This is a genomic window from Kitasatospora sp. NPDC048239 (assembly GCF_043202015.1).
Classification (GTDB): Bacteria; Actinomycetota; Actinomycetes; order Streptomycetales; family Streptomycetaceae; genus Kitasatospora.
In genome coordinates, this window is sequence record NZ_JBICZP010000018.1 from 95,418 (window position 1) to 111,239 (window position 15,822).

17 protein-coding genes and 1 pseudogene are annotated in these 15,822 nt (G+C 74.4%); 11 read left to right on the forward strand and 7 right to left on the reverse strand.

Annotation, left to right across the window (positions count from 1 at the left end; translation table 11 throughout):
- Positions 1-99: 99 nt before the first annotated feature.
- Genes ACGFZP_RS33955 through ACGFZP_RS33965 form a run of 3 tightly spaced genes read right to left on the reverse strand, consistent with a single transcriptional unit; the run spans position 100 to position 2,074 of the window.
- Complete coding sequence (locus tag ACGFZP_RS33955; RefSeq protein ID WP_392940303.1) at positions 100-531, reverse strand: hypothetical protein; 432 nt, start codon at positions 529-531, stop codon at positions 100-102.
- The gene (locus ACGFZP_RS33960; protein WP_392940305.1) at positions 528-1,298 is read right to left on the reverse strand and encodes a class I SAM-dependent methyltransferase; all 771 of its coding nucleotides are present in this window, start codon (positions 1,296-1,298) and stop codon (positions 528-530) included. The genes ACGFZP_RS33955 and ACGFZP_RS33960 overlap by 4 nt, the downstream gene beginning before the upstream one ends.
- Positions 1,295-2,074: a DUF2071 domain-containing protein gene (locus ACGFZP_RS33965; RefSeq protein ID WP_392940307.1), complete on the reverse strand. Its 780-nt coding sequence runs from the start codon at positions 2,072-2,074 to the stop codon at positions 1,295-1,297. Before ACGFZP_RS33965 ends, ACGFZP_RS33960 begins: the two co-directional genes overlap by 4 nt.
- Positions 2,075-2,400: 326 nt before the next feature.
- Here ACGFZP_RS33965 and ACGFZP_RS33970 point away from each other — a divergent pair.
- Positions 2,401-2,808, forward strand: a pseudogene (locus ACGFZP_RS33970) (EamA family transporter); the annotation flags it as partial.
- 66 nt (positions 2,809-2,874) lie between these two features.
- Here the strand turns inward: ACGFZP_RS33970 and ACGFZP_RS33975 are convergent.
- Positions 2,875-3,801: a MerR family transcriptional regulator gene (locus ACGFZP_RS33975; protein ID WP_392940309.1), complete on the reverse strand. Its 927-nt coding sequence runs from the start codon at positions 3,799-3,801 to the stop codon at positions 2,875-2,877.
- Positions 3,802-3,865: 64 nt separating this feature from the next.
- Between ACGFZP_RS33975 and ACGFZP_RS33980 the strand changes: the two genes are divergently transcribed.
- The 4 genes from ACGFZP_RS33980 (at position 3,866) to ACGFZP_RS33995 (ending at position 6,977) form a co-directional block, all read left to right on the forward strand.
- Positions 3,866-4,627, forward strand: a complete 762-nt coding sequence (locus ACGFZP_RS33980) for a maleylpyruvate isomerase family mycothiol-dependent enzyme (RefSeq protein ID WP_392940310.1) — start codon at positions 3,866-3,868, stop codon at positions 4,625-4,627.
- Positions 4,628-4,834: 207 nt separating this feature from the next.
- Entirely contained in the window at positions 4,835-5,257 is a 423-nt protein-coding gene (locus ACGFZP_RS33985; protein WP_392940312.1) for a hypothetical protein, read from the forward strand.
- Positions 5,258-5,526: 269 nt separating this feature from the next.
- Entirely contained in the window at positions 5,527-6,093 is a 567-nt protein-coding gene (locus tag ACGFZP_RS33990; protein WP_053694483.1) for a GNAT family N-acetyltransferase, read from the forward strand.
- A gap of 476 nt (positions 6,094-6,569) precedes the next feature.
- Positions 6,570-6,977, forward strand: coding sequence for a protein-tyrosine phosphatase family protein (locus ACGFZP_RS33995; protein ID WP_392940422.1), 408 nt, complete (start codon positions 6,570-6,572; stop codon positions 6,975-6,977).
- 96 nt (positions 6,978-7,073) lie between these two features.
- Here ACGFZP_RS33995 and ACGFZP_RS34000 read toward each other — a convergent pair whose 3' ends face one another.
- Positions 7,074-8,135: an NAD(P)-dependent oxidoreductase gene (locus tag ACGFZP_RS34000; RefSeq protein ID WP_392940314.1), complete on the reverse strand. Its 1,062-nt coding sequence runs from the start codon at positions 8,133-8,135 to the stop codon at positions 7,074-7,076.
- A 214-nt stretch (positions 8,136-8,349) separates the two neighbouring features.
- Here ACGFZP_RS34000 and ACGFZP_RS34005 point away from each other — a divergent pair, with 214 nt between their 5' ends.
- Together ACGFZP_RS34005 and ACGFZP_RS34010 are read left to right on the forward strand one after the other, a co-directional pair.
- Positions 8,350-9,861: a carboxyl transferase domain-containing protein gene (locus tag ACGFZP_RS34005; protein ID WP_392940315.1), complete on the forward strand. Its 1,512-nt coding sequence runs from the start codon at positions 8,350-8,352 to the stop codon at positions 9,859-9,861.
- A 591-nt stretch (positions 9,862-10,452) separates the two neighbouring features.
- Complete coding sequence (locus ACGFZP_RS34010; RefSeq protein ID WP_392940317.1) at positions 10,453-10,827, forward strand: transglycosylase SLT domain-containing protein; 375 nt, start codon at positions 10,453-10,455, stop codon at positions 10,825-10,827.
- A gap of 237 nt (positions 10,828-11,064) precedes the next feature.
- Here ACGFZP_RS34010 and ACGFZP_RS34015 read toward each other — a convergent pair whose 3' ends face one another.
- On the reverse strand, positions 11,065-11,505 hold the full coding sequence (locus ACGFZP_RS34015) for an HD domain-containing protein (RefSeq protein WP_392940424.1): 441 nt from the start codon (positions 11,503-11,505) through the stop codon (positions 11,065-11,067).
- A 101-nt stretch (positions 11,506-11,606) separates the two neighbouring features.
- Here ACGFZP_RS34015 and ACGFZP_RS34020 point away from each other — a divergent pair, with 101 nt between their 5' ends.
- Positions 11,607-12,527, forward strand: coding sequence for an AEC family transporter (locus tag ACGFZP_RS34020; protein ID WP_392940319.1), 921 nt, complete (start codon positions 11,607-11,609; stop codon positions 12,525-12,527).
- 137 nt (positions 12,528-12,664) lie between these two features.
- The gene (locus ACGFZP_RS34025) at positions 12,665-12,790 is read left to right on the forward strand and encodes a hypothetical protein (protein ID WP_392940321.1); all 126 of its coding nucleotides are present in this window, start codon (positions 12,665-12,667) and stop codon (positions 12,788-12,790) included.
- A 284-nt stretch (positions 12,791-13,074) separates the two neighbouring features.
- Here the strand turns inward: ACGFZP_RS34025 and ACGFZP_RS34030 are convergent, their stop codons facing one another.
- Entirely contained in the window at positions 13,075-13,509 is a 435-nt protein-coding gene (locus tag ACGFZP_RS34030; RefSeq protein WP_392940426.1) for a MarR family winged helix-turn-helix transcriptional regulator, read from the reverse strand.
- A gap of 208 nt (positions 13,510-13,717) precedes the next feature.
- Between ACGFZP_RS34030 and ACGFZP_RS34035 the strand changes: the two genes are divergently transcribed.
- The gene (locus tag ACGFZP_RS34035; protein WP_392940322.1) at positions 13,718-14,611 is read left to right on the forward strand and encodes an alpha/beta fold hydrolase; all 894 of its coding nucleotides are present in this window, start codon (positions 13,718-13,720) and stop codon (positions 14,609-14,611) included.
- 336 nt (positions 14,612-14,947) lie between these two features.
- Positions 14,948-15,544, forward strand: coding sequence for a hypothetical protein (locus ACGFZP_RS34040; protein WP_392940324.1), 597 nt, complete (start codon positions 14,948-14,950; stop codon positions 15,542-15,544).
- Positions 15,545-15,822: the final 278 nt, after the last annotated feature.

Here is a 15,822-nt window from a genome sequence, read left to right on the forward strand (position 1 = left end):
CACCCTCCCAGGGGGACTGCTGACGGCGGACACCGACCAGCGTAGCCGTGTGGCCCCGGACTGGCGGGCGCGCCGCAGGCCGTGCGCGGCCCGCGCGCCTCAGCCCGTCCGCAGCGCCTGCCACAGGCCCGTCGCGAAGACCGCGGTGACCCAGGTCCACAGCAGGGAGAGCGCGATGTGGCCGGCCGTCCGCAGCGCGTCGCCGCGCCACAGCGCGGGCGAGAAGTAGGCGAACTCCAGGATCCAGCGGATCCCCCAGAAGAGCACCTGCCCGGCCAGCAGCGCGGTGCCGAGCGGTGTGCCGGCCAGCAGGTCCGGTGCCAGGCAGAGCGGCAGCAGCCCGAGCAGGACGCAGGTCAGCGCGATGAAGAACAGGTGGGCGTAGGAGACCTGGCGGGTCAGCAGGCTCGTACCGGCCAGGTCGACGGGCCAGCCGATCACCTTCGGCAGCAGGGCGTGGAACAGGCCGACTCCCACCAGGACGGCGCCGACCAGCCGCAGCTGCCCCTCCATCGACAGCAGCTCGTTCACGAGGCGGCCTTTCGGAAGGCGAACCCGCTGACCAGGCATGCGATCCGGCGTTCGCCGGCCGTCCGCAGCCCGGCCTCGGCCGCGTGGCCCAGCCAGGTGCCGCGCGACAGGAAGTGCCAGGCGCCGGGCCCGTACACGGCCGCGTTGGCGGGGTCGCGCAGGTGCTCGACCAGCAGCAGCGTGCCGCCGGGGCGCAGCACCCGCACGCACTCGGCGAACAGGGCCCTCCGGTCGGCGGGGCGGCGCAGCTCGTGGGCGGCGAAGAGGCAGACGACGGTGTCCACGGACGCGCTCGCGGCGGGCAGGGCGTCCGGGCGGCCCGGCCGGGTGCCGGGGGCGGGCGGCACCAGGCGGCGGGCCCGGCGGATCGAGCCCTCGGTCATCCGCTCGGGGTCGAAGAGGTCGGCGATCAGCTGCCTGCCGTCCGGCCAGCGGGCGGCCAGCGGCCCGCTCGCCTCGTCGAGCCCGGTGGAGACGACCAGGTGGTCGCCCGGGCCGTCCGGCAGGAGGTCCGGCAGCCAGTCGAAGGAGCGCAGCTCGGAGCGGTCGTAGACGCACCAGGTGGCGAGCGTGCTGGTGGCGAGCAGGCCGGCCGCGCCCAGCGCGCCGGTGCGCGCGAGTGCGGCGGGCGCCCCCGTGAGCCGCCGGGAGAGCGCCCAGCCGGCGGCCGCGGTGAGCGCCCCCGCGGCGTAGAGCGGCCAGTTGAACCTGGTGACCTCGGCGACTCCGGAGAACCGCTGCTCCGGCCGGGCGGTCGCGCCGGTCACCGGGCCGCCCCCGTCAGCGCGCGGCGGCTGCCCGCCTCCCAGCCGTAGTCGACGTCCGCGACGTGGAAGGCGTTGGCGAGCCGCGGCGTGCTCCCGGCGAGCGGGCCGTGGTCGAAGAACGTCAGCCGGGACACCTCGACCGTCACCGGCACCGGCTCCCACCGGGTGCGGACGGCCTTCACCACGATCATGGACCGGGTCTGCGGCTCGTACTCGAAGGTGTAGGGCAGTGGACCGGCGAAGCGGCGGGCGGCGCGCGCGTCGGCGAAGGGGCTGCCGGCGGGCAGCGGGGCCGGGCCGCTCGCGAGGTCCGCCCGGACGTGGAGGTCGGCGCGGCCGTCGCCGCTCAGCACCTTGAACTCCAGGTGGTCGCCGGCCACCCGGGTGCCGATCCGGGCGAGGCGGTAGTTGTAGCGGGAGAACAGGTTGCCGCCGGCGGCCATCAGCCGGTGGTCGGTGTCGCTGCGGAGGATCCGCAGACCGCGCATGGTCCGCCCGCCGGGGGTGGGGAAGCGGGTGAAGACCCGGTAGCCGGTGAGCACGAAGTCGCCGCCGAACCGGGCGGGCAGCCCGGCCGGGCGCAGCCCGCGGACGTCCACCAGGGCCGCGGCGACGAATCCGTGTGCGGTGCCGTCCGGGGCGGTGTAGGTGTCCAGGTCGAGCCCGGGGGGCACCAGGGGGGCGAGCAGCTCCGGCGGCAGCGCGTAGGTGAGGACCAGCGAGTGCGCGAAACGGGTCCGCATCGGGAAGGGGTGGCGTTGCAGCAGGTGTCTCACGGCCGGCTCCTCGGGGTCGGGTGGTGTGGTGGGGAAGCGTGCGAGGGGCGGTCGGACCGGCCGGAGGACGCCCCGGGGCAGGGGGCGGTCACCGGCGCCGGCCGCGCCGGGGCACCACAGGGCGGCCGGGACTTCGGTGGTCGGAGGCCCGTTCCCTGCCGGGCATCATCATGGCGAACGATTTGAACATGTTCAACTCTGCAGGTGGCCGGCGCTTCCCCACCATGCCGACCCGGCGGGCCGGGAGCCCCCGCCCCCGGGGACGGCGGGTCAGGCCCGGGGCGCGGGAGCGGGCCAGGCCCGGGGCACGGGAGCGGGTCAGGCCCGGAGCACGGGGGCGGGCGGCAGGTGGACCGTCATGCCGCACCCTGGCGATCGGGCCGATGAACGTGCTCTCGCCCGTGACCGCGCTGGTCTCCGCCGTGCTGCCCGTCAGGGTGGGGCTGCGGCAGGGCAAGCACCTGGCCGCCGGGCTGCTGTACCGCAGGCTCGGCTCCGAGCGGCCCGCGTACGCGATGTCGGCCGCCGCGGGGGTACTGGACTCCGAGGCGAACCTGCTGTTCCTGCTCGCCTCCCGCAGCGGGGACCTCGCCGTCGTCGCCGTGATCACCGCCCTCTACCCGGCCGGCACGGTGCTGCTCGCCCGCAGCGTGCTCGGCGAACGCATCCACCGCGGCCGGCTCATCGGCCTCGGCGCCGCCGCCGTGGCGGTCAGCCTGCTCGCCCTGGCCTGAGGCCGTCCCGGTCACGGCGTCCGGACACGGTGTCCGGGTCGCTCCGCCCGGATCACACCGTCCCGATCACGCCGTCCGGCCCTGCCCTACCGAGCGTTCGAGGGCGTCGCTCAGCCACAGGTGGGACGCGCCGAGGGTGGCCGGATCGCCACCGGCCTCGGCCACCAGCCGCCAGTAGCGGCGCATCCGCGGATCGCGGTCGACGGCCAGCCGGGCCAGCAGCCGCCCCCTGAACCGCGGGGTGTCGCCGCCGCCGCGCACCGAGGCGTGCGCCGCGACGAACCGGTCGAGCGCGGGCCCCGCCCGGGGAGGCTCCCCCGCCTGCACCAGGGGCCTGGCCAGCGCGCACGCCTCGCCGATCCCGTTCATCAGCTCGGCCTGGTCGGCGACCAGTTCGGCGTTCTCCCGCGCCATGGCCAGCAGGAGGCGGGTCAGCGTCCGGTCGCCGGCCAGGGCGAACAGCTCGGCGAACGCGACCACCTGCGGCGGGGTCGGGTCGGCGGGCGGCTCGGGCACGGTCATCGCCACCAGCGCGGTGAACACCGCCTCCGGCACCGGGGCGACCATCGCGCGCCTCCAGAAGTCGACCAGCGCGTCCCGGGCGGCGCCCCCGTTCTCCACGGCGGCCAGCAGCTCCAGCCGGCCGGCCCGGTCCGCCGGTCCGGCCTCCTCGACCGCGCGCAGCGAGGCCCGCCGCCAGGACAGGTCCGCGAGCCGCACGTCGAGCGCGGCCCGCTCGGCCGCCACCACCTCGGCCAGGGAGCGCTCGCCGTCCAGCACCCGCCTGACTGCGGGCAGCCCCAGCCCGAGCCCGCGCAGCCGCCTGACCAGGCCGAGCCGCTCCACCGCCGCCGGGTCGAACCTGCGGTGCCCGCCCGTGCTGCGCACCGAGTCGACGATGCCCTCGTCGCAGTAGAAGCGGATGGTCCGCACCGGTACACCGGTCAGTCGCGCCAGGTCGCCGATCCCCAGCGTCTCATCGAGCAAAGGCACTTGAACCTCCACCGGACTGGAGGTTCTACCGTACCGGCGTCACCCCCTGAGAGGAGCGTTCGTGATGACGTCGACGCTGGACACCGCACGGCTCGTGGAGGGCCTGCGGGAGCAGACCGAGGGGTTCGGCCGCGCGGTCGCCGGGAGGGCCCCGGACACGCGGGTGCCCACCTGCCCGCAGTGGCCGCTGCGCACCCTCGTCGGACACGTCGGCCAGGAGCACCGGTGGGCGGCCGAACTCGTCCGCAGGCGCGCGCAGTTGCCCGTCCCCGACCCGCAGGAGGCCGATCCCGGCAGCCCGGGCGGGTGGGCCCGGTGGCTGCGCGAGGGGGTGGAGGAGCTGGTCGGCGCGATCCGGCGGACCGGCGCGGACACCCCGCTGCCCACCTTCATCGGGCCGCGGCCGGCGGCCTTCTGGCTGCGCAGGGTGCTGAGCGACACCTGCGTCCACCACTACGACGCGGCGCTCGCGACGGACACCGCGTTCGCGATCGCCGAGGACCTCGCGGCCGACGTGATCGCCGAACACCTGGACCTGCTGTCCACACCCGCCTTCGCGGCGATCCGACCGGCGGTCGCCGAACTGCGCGGCCACGGCGAGCGGCTCGGCTTCCGGCCGGCCTCCGCGGAGGGCTGGACGGTCACCAGGACGCCCGAGGCCGTGCGGTGGGAGCGCGGACCGGTCGACGCCGACGTGGTGGCGTCCGGAGCGGTGGCGGACCTCATGCTGCTCCTCTCCCGCCGCCTCCCACCGGACAACGACCGGGTGGCAGTGACGGGTGACCGCCCCCTACTGGACCACTGGCTCACCCACACCGCGTTCTAGGATCCGCCCGGACCGGGGCTCCCCCCGGACCGCCGGTGGAGCAGGAAGTCGGCGAGACCGACTTCCTGCTCCGCGGCCGGCTCGGGCCCGGTTGGAGGGGCGGGCGCGTGGGCCCTGTCCGGCGGATCATGGTCAGGCCATCAGGCACTACCGGCGGTCTCGTGGGGGATAGTGGGGCTCGGTACAGGCAGATAGGAGAGGTCACACGTGGCGACCCCGTCGTGGTGGGAAGAACTGATAGGCATCAACGGCATCCTGGCGGCTGCCGACCGTGCCGATGTGGAGAGCTGGCGAGGTCCCGCGGCAGAGACGGTCGCGGCGGACGGGGACGACGTGCCACCGTTGACGCTTCGGCTGGGCACGCTGGGACGCGTCTTCGCCGAGCACGCGGCCGAGTTCACCGACGAGCAGACCCGGCAGCTGTTCCAGCTCCTGGAGGAGGCCCTGGCGAAGGGTGGTGAGGAGGACGGGAACGCCGTCGCCACCGGGTTCTTTGAAGCGCTGTTGAACGCCTGGGACAAGGGGTTCGACCTCGCCTCCGTCTGGGCGGCCGTAGGCCCGCGCTCTCGTGACTACTGCCGTGCCTGGAACACCTTCACAGGTGTCGAAACCCCTGGCTGGTTGCGCTGAGCTCCGCCGCCCGATCCGCCGGGCGATCCGCCGGACGGAACGAGGGCCTCTCCTTCGGATCACGTCGGATCGGCGGGCAGCGGTGGAGTGCGTGCTCCGGCCTCGCCCACCCCGCGTGACCCCAAAGAGCAAGGCCGTGAAATTACGGTTGCGCTGCTGGTGGCAAGGGGGTTAGAACGGCGTTGTTGCCCAAGATGAGTCGTTGGGAGGTCCGCGGTCCGGTCACTCAGGCTGGCGCGGTAGCCCCCGGGGGGAGAAACACCAGATCGATGACCATGCTCTCGCTGCCCTTCAGCACCGAACGGCTCCTTCTGCGTATGTTCACGCCGGACGACCTCGATGACTTGTACGCGTACCAGGGCCTCCCCGAAGTCGCTCGCTACCTCTACCGGGAGCCGCTCACTCGTGAACGGTGCGCGCAGAGCCTGACGAGGCGCGCGGCTGGCACGGCGTGGGCCGAGGACGGCGACGACCTCGTGGTCGCCGTCTGCCCGGTCGGCGAAGCAACGGTCGTCGGCGAGGTTGTCCTGAAGCTCACGAGCGCGCGAGCACGCCAGGTGGAGATCGGCTGGATCTTCAACCCAGCGTACGGCGGCCGGGGTTACGCGACCGAGGCCGCGCGTGCGACCGCCGCGTTGGCTTTCGCCGAGTTGGGCGTCCACCGGCTCTTCGCCCGCCTCGACGTACTCAACACCGGGTCGGTGCGCGTGTGCGAGCGCCTCGGCATGCGCCGGGAGGCGCACCTTGTCGAGAACGACCTCGACAACGAGCGCTGGGGCAGCGAGTACGTCTATGCGACGCTTGCCCGGGAGTGGAAGGCCGATCGGGCTCAATGAGAAGTTTAGGCAGTGCTGCTTGAGTGGCTTGGTCATAGGTCGGCCGTTCCACCAGCTGGTTCTGGCGGACCACCTGACGTGGAGAGCGGAGCCCCGGTAGAACGACGTTGTCTGCTCAGACGAGTCGTTCACCACGGGAGCTCCGCTGTCCGGTCAGTGTGTCATCAGCCGCGAGATCGCGGTAGCCGAAGGTGTCTTCGCTCCTGGTCATCTGGGTGAGTTGACGCAGATCGTGCCGTTCGAGATGGTCGATGAGGTCCTCGCCGAGTGCGAGGCGGTGCAATCAGCCCGTAGCTTCACGGCCTTGCCCCAAAGAGCGGCCCCGACGACGTGGTGCGCGGTAGTGCTGTGACCGCGAAGGTCCACCGGGTATGCCGATGGCGCGGAGGAGCGGCAGGCCTGTTGGATGTCAGGACACATCTGATCAGGCGCGTGGAGGTGCGGTGGCAGAACCGGTCAAGACCTGGGAGCCCGCGATGGCGGGCGTGCTGCAACTGCCCTCGGGTCGGCTCGTTCGCGGTCGGGCATTGAGCCGACCGCTCCCGGCCGGTCCGGCGCCGGCGTTCGCTCTGTATCTGCTGGGCCACGAGCCACCCCCCGTCGCCTGGGAAACCCGGTGGCTTCGCTGGCCCGACTTCTGGTTGCCGTCCGACCGCACCGCCACCGCCGACGCACTGCGCGAGGCATGGGGACGCGCCGAGGCCGAACGTGTCGAGGTCGCCTGCGCCGGCGGACGCGGACGTACCGGCACGGCACTGGCCTGCCTCGCCGTGCTGGACGGAGTGCCCCACCACGAGGCCGTCGCCTACGTCCGCGAGCACTACGCGCCACGCGCCGTTGAGACACCCTGGCAACGCCGCTTCGTCTCCCGCTTCCGGCCGTGAACCGCCCCGTCAGAGCGACCCCGAGCCGCCTCGCCGACCCGGTGAACCCCTCCTCGTCACGCCGGTAGCCGGAGCGTCGTAAGCCCGGGGCGGCCGTCACCCCGTCACCACGGGCACCCCGGCCGGGCGGCCCGCGAGCAGTGCTGCGATGTGGTCCGCGCAGCGCAGGGCCGCCGTGGCCATCGCGGCCCTGGTCATCCCGGCGACGTGCGGGGTCAGCAGCGCGTTGGGCAGGCCGAACAGCGGTGAGGCGAACGCGGCGTGCTCGTGCTCGAAGGTGTCGACGGCGGCCGCGGCGAGCGGGTGCGCGGGATCGCGCAGCGCGTCGGCCAGCGCCTGCTCGTCGACGATCCCGCCGCGGGCGGTGTTCAGCAGGATCGATCCCGGCCGCATCAGCGCCAGCTCCGAGCGGCCGATCAGGCCCCGGGTCTGCGCGGTCAGCGGCAGGTGCAGGGAGACCGCGTCACTGGTCGCCAGCAGCGCGGCGAGGGAGGCTGCCCGCGGCACCGGCCCCGGCTCGGCGGGGCTCCGCGCGAAACCCTGGACCGCCAGGCCCAGGGCGGTCGCCCGGTCGGCCAGCGCCCGGCCGATCCGCCCCAGGCCGACGATGCCCAGGGTCAGCTCCGACAGCTCCACCGCGGGTGTCAGCTGTGGGGACCAACTGCCCTGGTGTGCGGACGTGTTGTGAGCGACGAGGGATCTCGTCAGGGCGAACAGCTGGGCCAGGGCGAACTCGGCGACCGCGTTCGCGTTGGAGGCCGGGGTGTGGGTGACGGCGACCCCGAGCCGGACGGCGGCCGCCAGCTCGACATGGTCGGTGCCGGCCCCCGCCCGGCCGATCACCCGGAGCCGGTTGGCCAGCGCGGGATCGGTGGCCGCCGCGAGGAACGCGGCGCGCAAAGGCACCCCGGCCCGGGACTTGACCGCGTGGAAACCGATCCCGCCCCGGACGGTCTCGGCGATCAGCGCGGTCTCGTCGAAGCCGTCGACGTCGGTGAAGTCCACCCGACCGGTCCAGGCGGCCCGCACCCCGGCAGGGTCGGCCACCCGCCGCAGGTTCAGCGTGACGGCCAGTCCGTGGCCGAGCAGCCGCTCCAGCTCCCGGCCCAGCAACTCGCCGGGGGCCACGTCCAGCAACAGCACTCGGGCCCGCTCCATGCCGGCACCCCCTCTCCCCGCACGGACCCTACTGCGCGCCCCGGGCCCATCGGGCGCCCCGGGCCCGCCCGGGTGGGCGGGCGGCGCTGTCAGGCTGCTCACACCCGCACGTTGCTCGCCGCCGGGCGCGGCCGGGGTGCGTAGGGTGGATCTTGTCCGGTGTGCGACGGCGTCTGGGGTGGGCAGGGCGATGACTACGGGAAGTGCAACCGGCTTGACCGCACGTCAGTTGATTGGATTGCTGGTGGATCCGGGGAGCTTCCAGGGCTGGGACGCGCCGACCGGGGCCGCGCCGGTGGACGAGGGGTACCGGGCGGCACTCGCCCGGGCGCGGGAGCGGACCGGGGTGGACGAGGCGGTGGTCACCGGGGCCGCGCTGATCGGCGGTCGGGCGGTGGCCCTGGTGGCCTCCGAGTTCGGGTTCCTCGGCGGATCGATCGGGGTCGCCACGGCCGAACGGATCACCCGGGCCGTGGAGCGGGCGACGGCCGAGCGCCTGCCGCTGGTCGCGCTGCCGGTCTCGGGCGGCACGCGGATGCAGGAGGGGTCGGCGGCGTTCCTCTGCATGCTGCGGATCACCTCCGCCGTCCAGGCGCACCGGGCCGCCGGACTCCCGTACCTCACCTATCTGCGCAACCCCACGATGGGCGGGGTCTTCGCCTCCTGGGGGACGCTCGGGCAGCTGGTGTTCGCCGAGCCCGGGGCACGGCTCGGGTTCCTCGGACCGCGCGTCTACGAGGAGCTGCGCGGCGTGGAGCTGCCGGCGGACGTCCAGCGGGCCGAGACGCTGGCCGGACGCGGGCTGGTGGACGCCGTGGTGGCGCCGGAGGAACTGCGGGAGGTGCTGCGGCGCTCGCTGTCCGTACTGACCCGGGGGCCGGGGCCTGGTCCGACGCGGACAGAGGAGAGGGAGAAGGAGAGGGAGGGCGCGCCGCGGGCCGTCCGACCGACGGTCCCCGATTCCTGGGATTCCGTGCAGCGCACCCGCCGCCCCGACCGGCCGGGCACCCGCGAGCTGCTGCGCCGGGCCGCCGAGGAGCTGGTCCTGCTGGACGCGCCCGGCGGCCGGGACGGTGCACTGGTGCGGGCACTCGCCGTGCTGCACGGACACCCCGTCCTGGTGGTCGGGCAGGAGCGCGCCGCCGCCGACCGGGAGCGCCCCTTCACCGCCGCCGACCTGCGCGCCGTCCGACGGACCGCCCGCCTCGCCGAACAGCTCGGGCTGCCGCTGGTGACCGTGGTGGACACGGCCGGCGCGGAGCTGTCAGCCCAGGCCGAGCTCGACGGGGTGGCGATCGAGATCGCGCACTGCCTGACCACCCTGCTCGCGCAGCGCACTCCGGTCCTGGCCGTCCTGCTCGGCCAGGGTTCGGGCGGCGGCGCGCTCGCCCTGCTGCCCGCCGACCGGGTCCTCGCCGCCGAGCACGCCTGGCTGGCGCCGCTGCCGCCCGAGGGCGCCTCCGCGATCGTCCACCGGGACGGCGCGCACGCCGCCGAGCTCGCCCGGGCGCAGGGCATCGGCGCCCTCGACCTGGCGGAAGTCGGCCTGGTGGACGCCGTCGTCCCCGAGCGGCCCGACGCCGCCGAGGAGCCCGCGGCCTTCTGCGAGCGGCTCGGCCGGGCGGTCGGAGCGGCGCTCGACGGTCTGACCGGCGTGCCGGAGGCGGACCGCCTGGCCGCCCGGGCGCTGCGGCACCGGCGGCTGGGGGACGTACTCACCCGCTGACGCCTCCACCGGGGAGCCGGCGCCAGTCGCGCCGCGTCAGTCGCGCCGCGGCCGACCCGATGTGGCCGATCCGATGTGGCCCGGGCCCGATGCCTGAGTCCGGGCCCGCGGTGTGGCCCCGGTCTCAGCACGGCGCCTGGCATTCATCGGTACCGGTGTGGCCCCGGTCTCAGCGCCGTACAGATCGCCTGTACCCGGTGTGGCGGCGCCGCGTCGGCCGGTGATGGCCGGGGACGGCCGCCCGGTGAGTGCGCTCACATGCAATTGCCCTCCACGACGCGCGGTAGTGGTGGGCAGCACGAACCGTCGGCCCGGCGCAGCACGCCCGCCCGGAGCCCTTCGAATCCACGGCACGTCGGCCGCGTACGACGGCGGGTCGTAGCAGAGGGCCCTTGGCGACGGCCCCTGCCGTCTGCCAACAATGGCTCAGTCGTCAGCCGCACCGGCACCTGTCCCGCCGGGCTGCGGCTCTTCGCCGAGTCACGCCCCGTGATCCGCCTTGGCCCCTGTCCGGCCGCGGATCGGAACGGGGCATGACACCGGCCCAACCTGATTGAGGTCTTCTTCTTCATGCCCGCTTTCAAGCTCCGTATGCGCACTTCCGCCGCACTTCTTGCCGGTGCCGCCGGTCTGACCGCCCTGGGCGCCGGCCTGGTGCCCGCCACCGCCTCGGCCGCCACCCTGTCCCCGCAGGCGATCGCGGCGCAGATCGTGCCGGCGAACCAGCTCGCCTCGTTCAACCAGATCATCTCCCACGAGTCCAGCTGGAACGTGACCGCGACCAACCCCAGCTCGGGCGCGTACGGCCTGGCCCAGGCGCTGCCGGGCTCCAAGATGGCCTCGGCCGGCGCGGACTGGAAGACCAACCCGAAGACCCAGATCAAGTGGGCGCTGGACTACATGAACGGCCGCTACGGCAGCCCGAACGCCGCCTGGTCGTTCTGGCAGAACCACCACTGGTACTAAGCCGCCACATCACCAGGACCCCACCCGCGTCCAGACCACTCCCCGCCACCCCGGGGGTCGGACAGGGACCACCGGGGTGACCGAGGGGCCCGGCCCGCGCGCGATCCGCGCGGGCCGGGCCCCTCGTGTGTGCCCGCACGGAGGCCGGGCCAGTTCACCGTGCTGGACGTCGCCGACCCGGAGCCGCAGACCCCTTCACCCGCCGGCCTCCGGCGGGCATGTCGAGGAGCGGCCTCGTCAGGCCTCCGGCAGGCCGAGCAGGGCGCGCATCCGGGCGTACTTGGCGGTGAGGCGGGCCGCGGTGGCCGGGTCCAGAGCGGCCAGGCGGCCCGGGTCGGAGTTGTGCGCAAGGTCGGCCTGCTTGACCAGCAGGGCCCCGGGGGTGGCCAGGATGCGGGCGGCGTACTGCTCGGGCGGCTCACCGGGGCGCTTGGTGAGCGCGTCGACGATCGCCTTGGTGGTGTCCGGGAGGGCCGCCTCCGCGAGCCACTCCCTGGTCAGCGCGTCGTCCTCGATCGCGTCGTGCAGCCAGCCGGCCGCGATCTGCTCCTCGGCGCCGCCGCGCGCCGCGGTGCCGCCGGCGACCGCGGCGAGGTGCTCGGTGTACGGGTGGCCGTTCTTGTCGGTCTGACCCGCATGGGCACGCCGGGCGATCGTCTCCACCTCGGCCAGGCTCAGGTACTCCACCGGCCCATCGTAGGACCTGCCTGCGGGCCGCGTCCGGCCGCCTGGTTGACTGCGCTGGTAACGGCGGAATCTGCCGGAAGGACCGTGGAACCATGCCCAGCCTGCACCCGCTGCTCTCGGGCTTCGTCCCCGTCTGGGCCCTCACCGGGGTCGGCTACCTGGTCGGCCGCGGCGGGCTGCTCGGGCCACACGCGGAGGCGGTGCTCAGCCGGTTCGTCTTCCACGTGGCCATGCCCGCCGCCCTGTTCGTCATGATCGCGCGGACACCGCTGGGCCGTTTCGCCAACCCGTCGATGCTGGCCTTCGCCGCCGGGACGGTGCTCGCCACCGCCCTCGGGGTCCTGGCCGCGCACCTGCTGTTCGGCCGGGGCGTCGCCGAGCGGGCGATCGGCGGTATGGCGGCCGGGTACGTCAACTCGGCCAACCTTGGCATCCCGGTGGCGATGCAGGTGCTCGGCGACGCCTCGTTCGTCGCCCCGGTGGTGCTGTTCCAGATCCTGCTGGTGACGCCCGCCGTCCTGACCGTCCTGGACACCGGGACCACGGGCCTGCGGGCAGCGCTCACCCTGCCGCTGCGCAACCCGATCCTGCTGGCCGTCGCCCTCGGCGCGCTGGTCTCCGCCGCCGGATGGCACCTGCCCGCCGAGCTGGACCGGTCCTGCGAAATGCTCGGCGGCGCGGGTGTGCCCACCGCCCTGGTGGCGCTCGGCATGTCACTGCACAACCGCCCGCCCGCCACCGGGTCCGCGCGGTACGCCGAGGTCGGGGTGACCGTCGCGGTCAAGACCCTCGTCCAGCCGCTCGCCGCGTACGCCGTCGGGGCCTACCTGCTGCACCTGCCCGCCCACCAGCTGCTCACCGTCGTGCTGTTCTCGGCCCTGCCCACCGCGCAGAACGTCTTCGTCTACGCCCGCGAGTACGGCCGGGGCACGGCACTCGCCCGGGACTCGGTGCTCTGCTCCACCCTGGTCTCGATGGTCACCCTCTCGGCGATCAGCTGGGCGCTGGCCTGACCGGCACCAGCACCGGCACCAGCACCAGCACCAGCACCAGCACCAGCACCTGTCAGCCTGTGGGCGACCGCCGTCCCGCGGGTCCAAGATGACGGAAACCACCTGCACCCGTCACCCGGAGTGGAATGCCGGCCGCCATGACCTCGCACCTGCCGCCTTTCGACGAGAAGCAGTGTCGGGCCCGCGTCACCCTCCCCAAGACCGACCTGGACGACTTCGACCGGATCCCGCAGGGCGCCTTCATGGTGGAGCCCACCCTGTAGTGCGATCTCATGACCCGCCACGAGGGCGTCCACTCCGCGCTGTTGCAGGGCGTCGGATTCGACCTCTACCGGGTGTCCTGGCCGGAGTACCTGGTCGAGCAGGCGGCGCGACGCCCCGCGGTCCTCGACCCGGACGACCAGGATCCGCCGCCGAAGGCGCCCGATCCGCCTGCTGCGCGACGGCCACCCCGGCGAGCACTGCGGCGGGGACCACTGGTTCGGCTGAACCCCCGCCGCAGGGCCCGACGGCGGCGAGGCCTGGCCCGACCGGCCCTGACCTGCGCTCACTCCTCGCGCGCCGCGGCCACCACCTCGGTCATGGCGAGCAGGAACCGGCGGGCGGCGGCCAGCTCGGCCGGGTCGAAGCGGCCCATCGCCGCGACCAGGTCGGCGATCAGCCGGCCGAAGAAGGTCTCGCCCAGCTCCATCGCCTGCTCCTCCACCAGCAGCCGGACCTTGCGCCGGTCCCCCGGGTCCCGCTCACGGCGGATCAGCCCGAGCCGCTCCAGGCGGTCGACCAGGGCGGTGGTACCCGCGGAGTTCAGCCGCAGCGCGTCGCCGAGACGCCCGGGGGTCACCACCGTCCCGGCGCGGGCGGCGTCCAACAGGTGGATCAGCGCCCGCAGGTCGGTCGGGTGCAGTCCGTGGCGGCCGGCGAACTCGGCACCGAAGAGGTCGAGTTCGACGGTCAGCCCGCGCAGCAGATGGACCAGCTGCAGCCGCTCGCCCGATCCGTCCGGTCCATCCGATTCAGCCGCTTTCTCCACCTTGTCGTCCTCTCCCTGGCGCCACGTCTCCACGACGCTACTTCTTCACTGCGCCGACCCTTCCCCGGTATCGCCGTTCCCGGGGCCCCGCCCGTGCGACTATTCTCTCGCTCAGCGAGATTATTGTTCAGCGAGGAAACCTGCCACCCCGGAGGGCACGATGTCCACCACGCCGACCACGGCCTCCGCCACCGACTCCGCCGAATCCGCCTTCTTCGCCGCCTACGACGCGGCCCTGGCCCGCTGGCCCGCCCCGACCGAGGCCCTCGACGTGCGGACCAAGCACGGCACCACCCGCGTCAACGCCTGCGGCCCACGGGACGGCCGACCCCTGGTCCTGCTGCACGGCGGCGGCGCCACCTCCGCCGCCTGGTCGGCCAACGTCGGGGCGCTCGCCGCCGCCGGTCACCGCGTCCTCGCCGTCGACCTGATCGGCGACCCGGGGCGCAGCGTCCTCGACGGCCCCCCGCTCGGCTCGGTGGCGGGGCTGCTGGCCTGGCTGGACGCGGTGCTCGACGGGCTCGGCGTCCGCAGCGCCGACTTCTGCGGTCACTCGTACGGCGGGTGGATCGCCCTGGAGTACGCGCTGCACGCCCCGAAACGGGTCGGCCGACTCGCCCTGCTCGACCCCACCCAGTGCTTCGCGGGCTTTCGGCCCGGATACCTGCTGCGCGTGCTCCCGCTCCTCCTCCTGCCCCGCACGGCCGCCCGTGCCCGCTCCTACCTGGACTGGGAGAGCCGGGGCAGCGGTCTCGACGCCGACCTGAGCGAGGTGTACGCCCTGGGCCACGCCGGCTTCCCGGCCTCGCGCCCGGTCACCGGCCCCCGCCCGACCCCGGCCCGTCTGCACGGCCTCGCCACCCCGACCCTGGTCCTGGTCGCCGAGCTCAGCCGCCCCCACGACGCCAGCCGCATGGCGGACGCGGCCCGCGCCGCCCTGCCCGCCGCCACCGTGACCGTGCTGCCCGGCGTCTCTCACCACACCCTCCCCACGGCCCGCCCCGCCGAACTGAACCGCCGCCTCACGGAGTTCCTCACCGCCCCCAACGGGTGACCTAACCCTTTCGGAGCAATCGGAGGCGATGGGCCGTTCGGCCGTCACTCGGCGCCTGTCGATCACGGTCCAGGCCGGGGAGACCGCCGGCGCACAGGCCGCCTGAGGTGGGGTCCGGCGAGAGTCCGCCGGGCCCGTCGTGAGCAGCGGCCGTCGGGGCGGGAGCCGGCCGGCCGGCCGCGCGGTTCGAGCGGTTCCGCCCCGACCCTGCGCAGACCGGGCTCGCCGGGCGTCGACCCGGAAGCACTCGTGAAACGGGGCATACGACAGGTGTGGCGTCCGCCCCACGGGTGGTGTCCCGAGGGCGGCACCGACCGGGAGAAGGGTCGACGTGCCGTGAGTTCCGCCAAGCCCGCAACGGCTCCCACGGCCGCGGCGAACCAGCAGGCCACCGGCCGCTACGCCATGGAGGACCGGCAGGACTTCGCCTTCGCCGACCGGGGCCTGGTCGCGCCGCTGCCGGGCCGGGTGCTGCGCGAGGACGGGCACGTGTTGTTCGACCCCGCCGACTTCGCCTACCTGGCGGAGGACGCGCCCTGCCCGGACACCGTGAACCCGAGCCTGTGGCGGCAGTCCCAGGTCCTGGCCAAGGGCGGCCTGTTCAAGGTCACCGATCGCATCTACCAGGTCCGCAACAACGACATCGCGAACCTGGCCTTCGTCGAGGGCGACCGCGGCCTGGTCGTCATCGACTGCACCGAGTCCATCGAGGCCGCGGCCCAGGGGTGGGCACCTCGGGGGTCGACCCGCGCGAGGCCGGACTGGTCAGCGGCCTGCTCAACGCCGGGCGCCAGTGCGGGGGGAGCATCGGGCTCGCCGTACTCTCCGCCCTCGCCGTGGGTGCCACCCGACACGCCTCGGCGGCGGGCGACACCCCTTTGGCGGCGCTGGCGGCCGGGTACGACCGGGCGTTCGTCGTCACCGCGGCGCTGATGGGCGTCACGGCGCTGATCGCGGTGGTGTTCGTACCGGGCCGGGCCGCGGCTGCGCGGCGCTGACCGGGGTCGCCCCACCTCTGCGCCTCCGTGCCTCCGCGCCTCTGTGCCTCTGCGCCTCCGCCGACCGGTCGCCGACCGCCGACCGCCGACCGCGGCGAGGAACGGCTCCACCGGTCGCGGCCGGAGCGACCGGCCGGAGGCCGTCCCCGCCGGCCGGCGCCGGTCGTTCCCGGCCCGGCCGGTCGTCGCCCGCGGATCAGGTGCCGGTAAAAG

Coding starts and splice junctions, on each gene's coding strand:
- ACGFZP_RS33980 (WP_392940310.1), top strand. CDS start 3,866: ATGACGTCGACGCTGGACACCGCACGGCTCGTGGAGGGCCTGCGGGAG.
- ACGFZP_RS33990 (WP_053694483.1), top strand. CDS start 5,527: ATGACCATGCTCTCGCTGCCCTTCAGCACCGAACGGCTCCTTCTGCGT.
- ACGFZP_RS33995 (WP_392940422.1), top strand. CDS start 6,570: ATGGCGGGCGTGCTGCAACTGCCCTCGGGTCGGCTCGTTCGCGGTCGG.
- ACGFZP_RS34000 (WP_392940314.1), bottom strand. CDS start 8,135: ATGGAGCGGGCCCGAGTGCTGTTGCTGGACGTGGCCCCCGGCGAGTTG.
- ACGFZP_RS34010 (WP_392940317.1), top strand. CDS start 10,453: ATGCGCACTTCCGCCGCACTTCTTGCCGGTGCCGCCGGTCTGACCGCC.
- ACGFZP_RS34020 (WP_392940319.1), top strand. CDS start 11,607: ATGCCCAGCCTGCACCCGCTGCTCTCGGGCTTCGTCCCCGTCTGGGCC.
- ACGFZP_RS34025 (WP_392940321.1), top strand. CDS start 12,665: ATGACCTCGCACCTGCCGCCTTTCGACGAGAAGCAGTGTCGGGCCCGC.
- ACGFZP_RS34035 (WP_392940322.1), top strand. CDS start 13,718: ATGTCCACCACGCCGACCACGGCCTCCGCCACCGACTCCGCCGAATCC.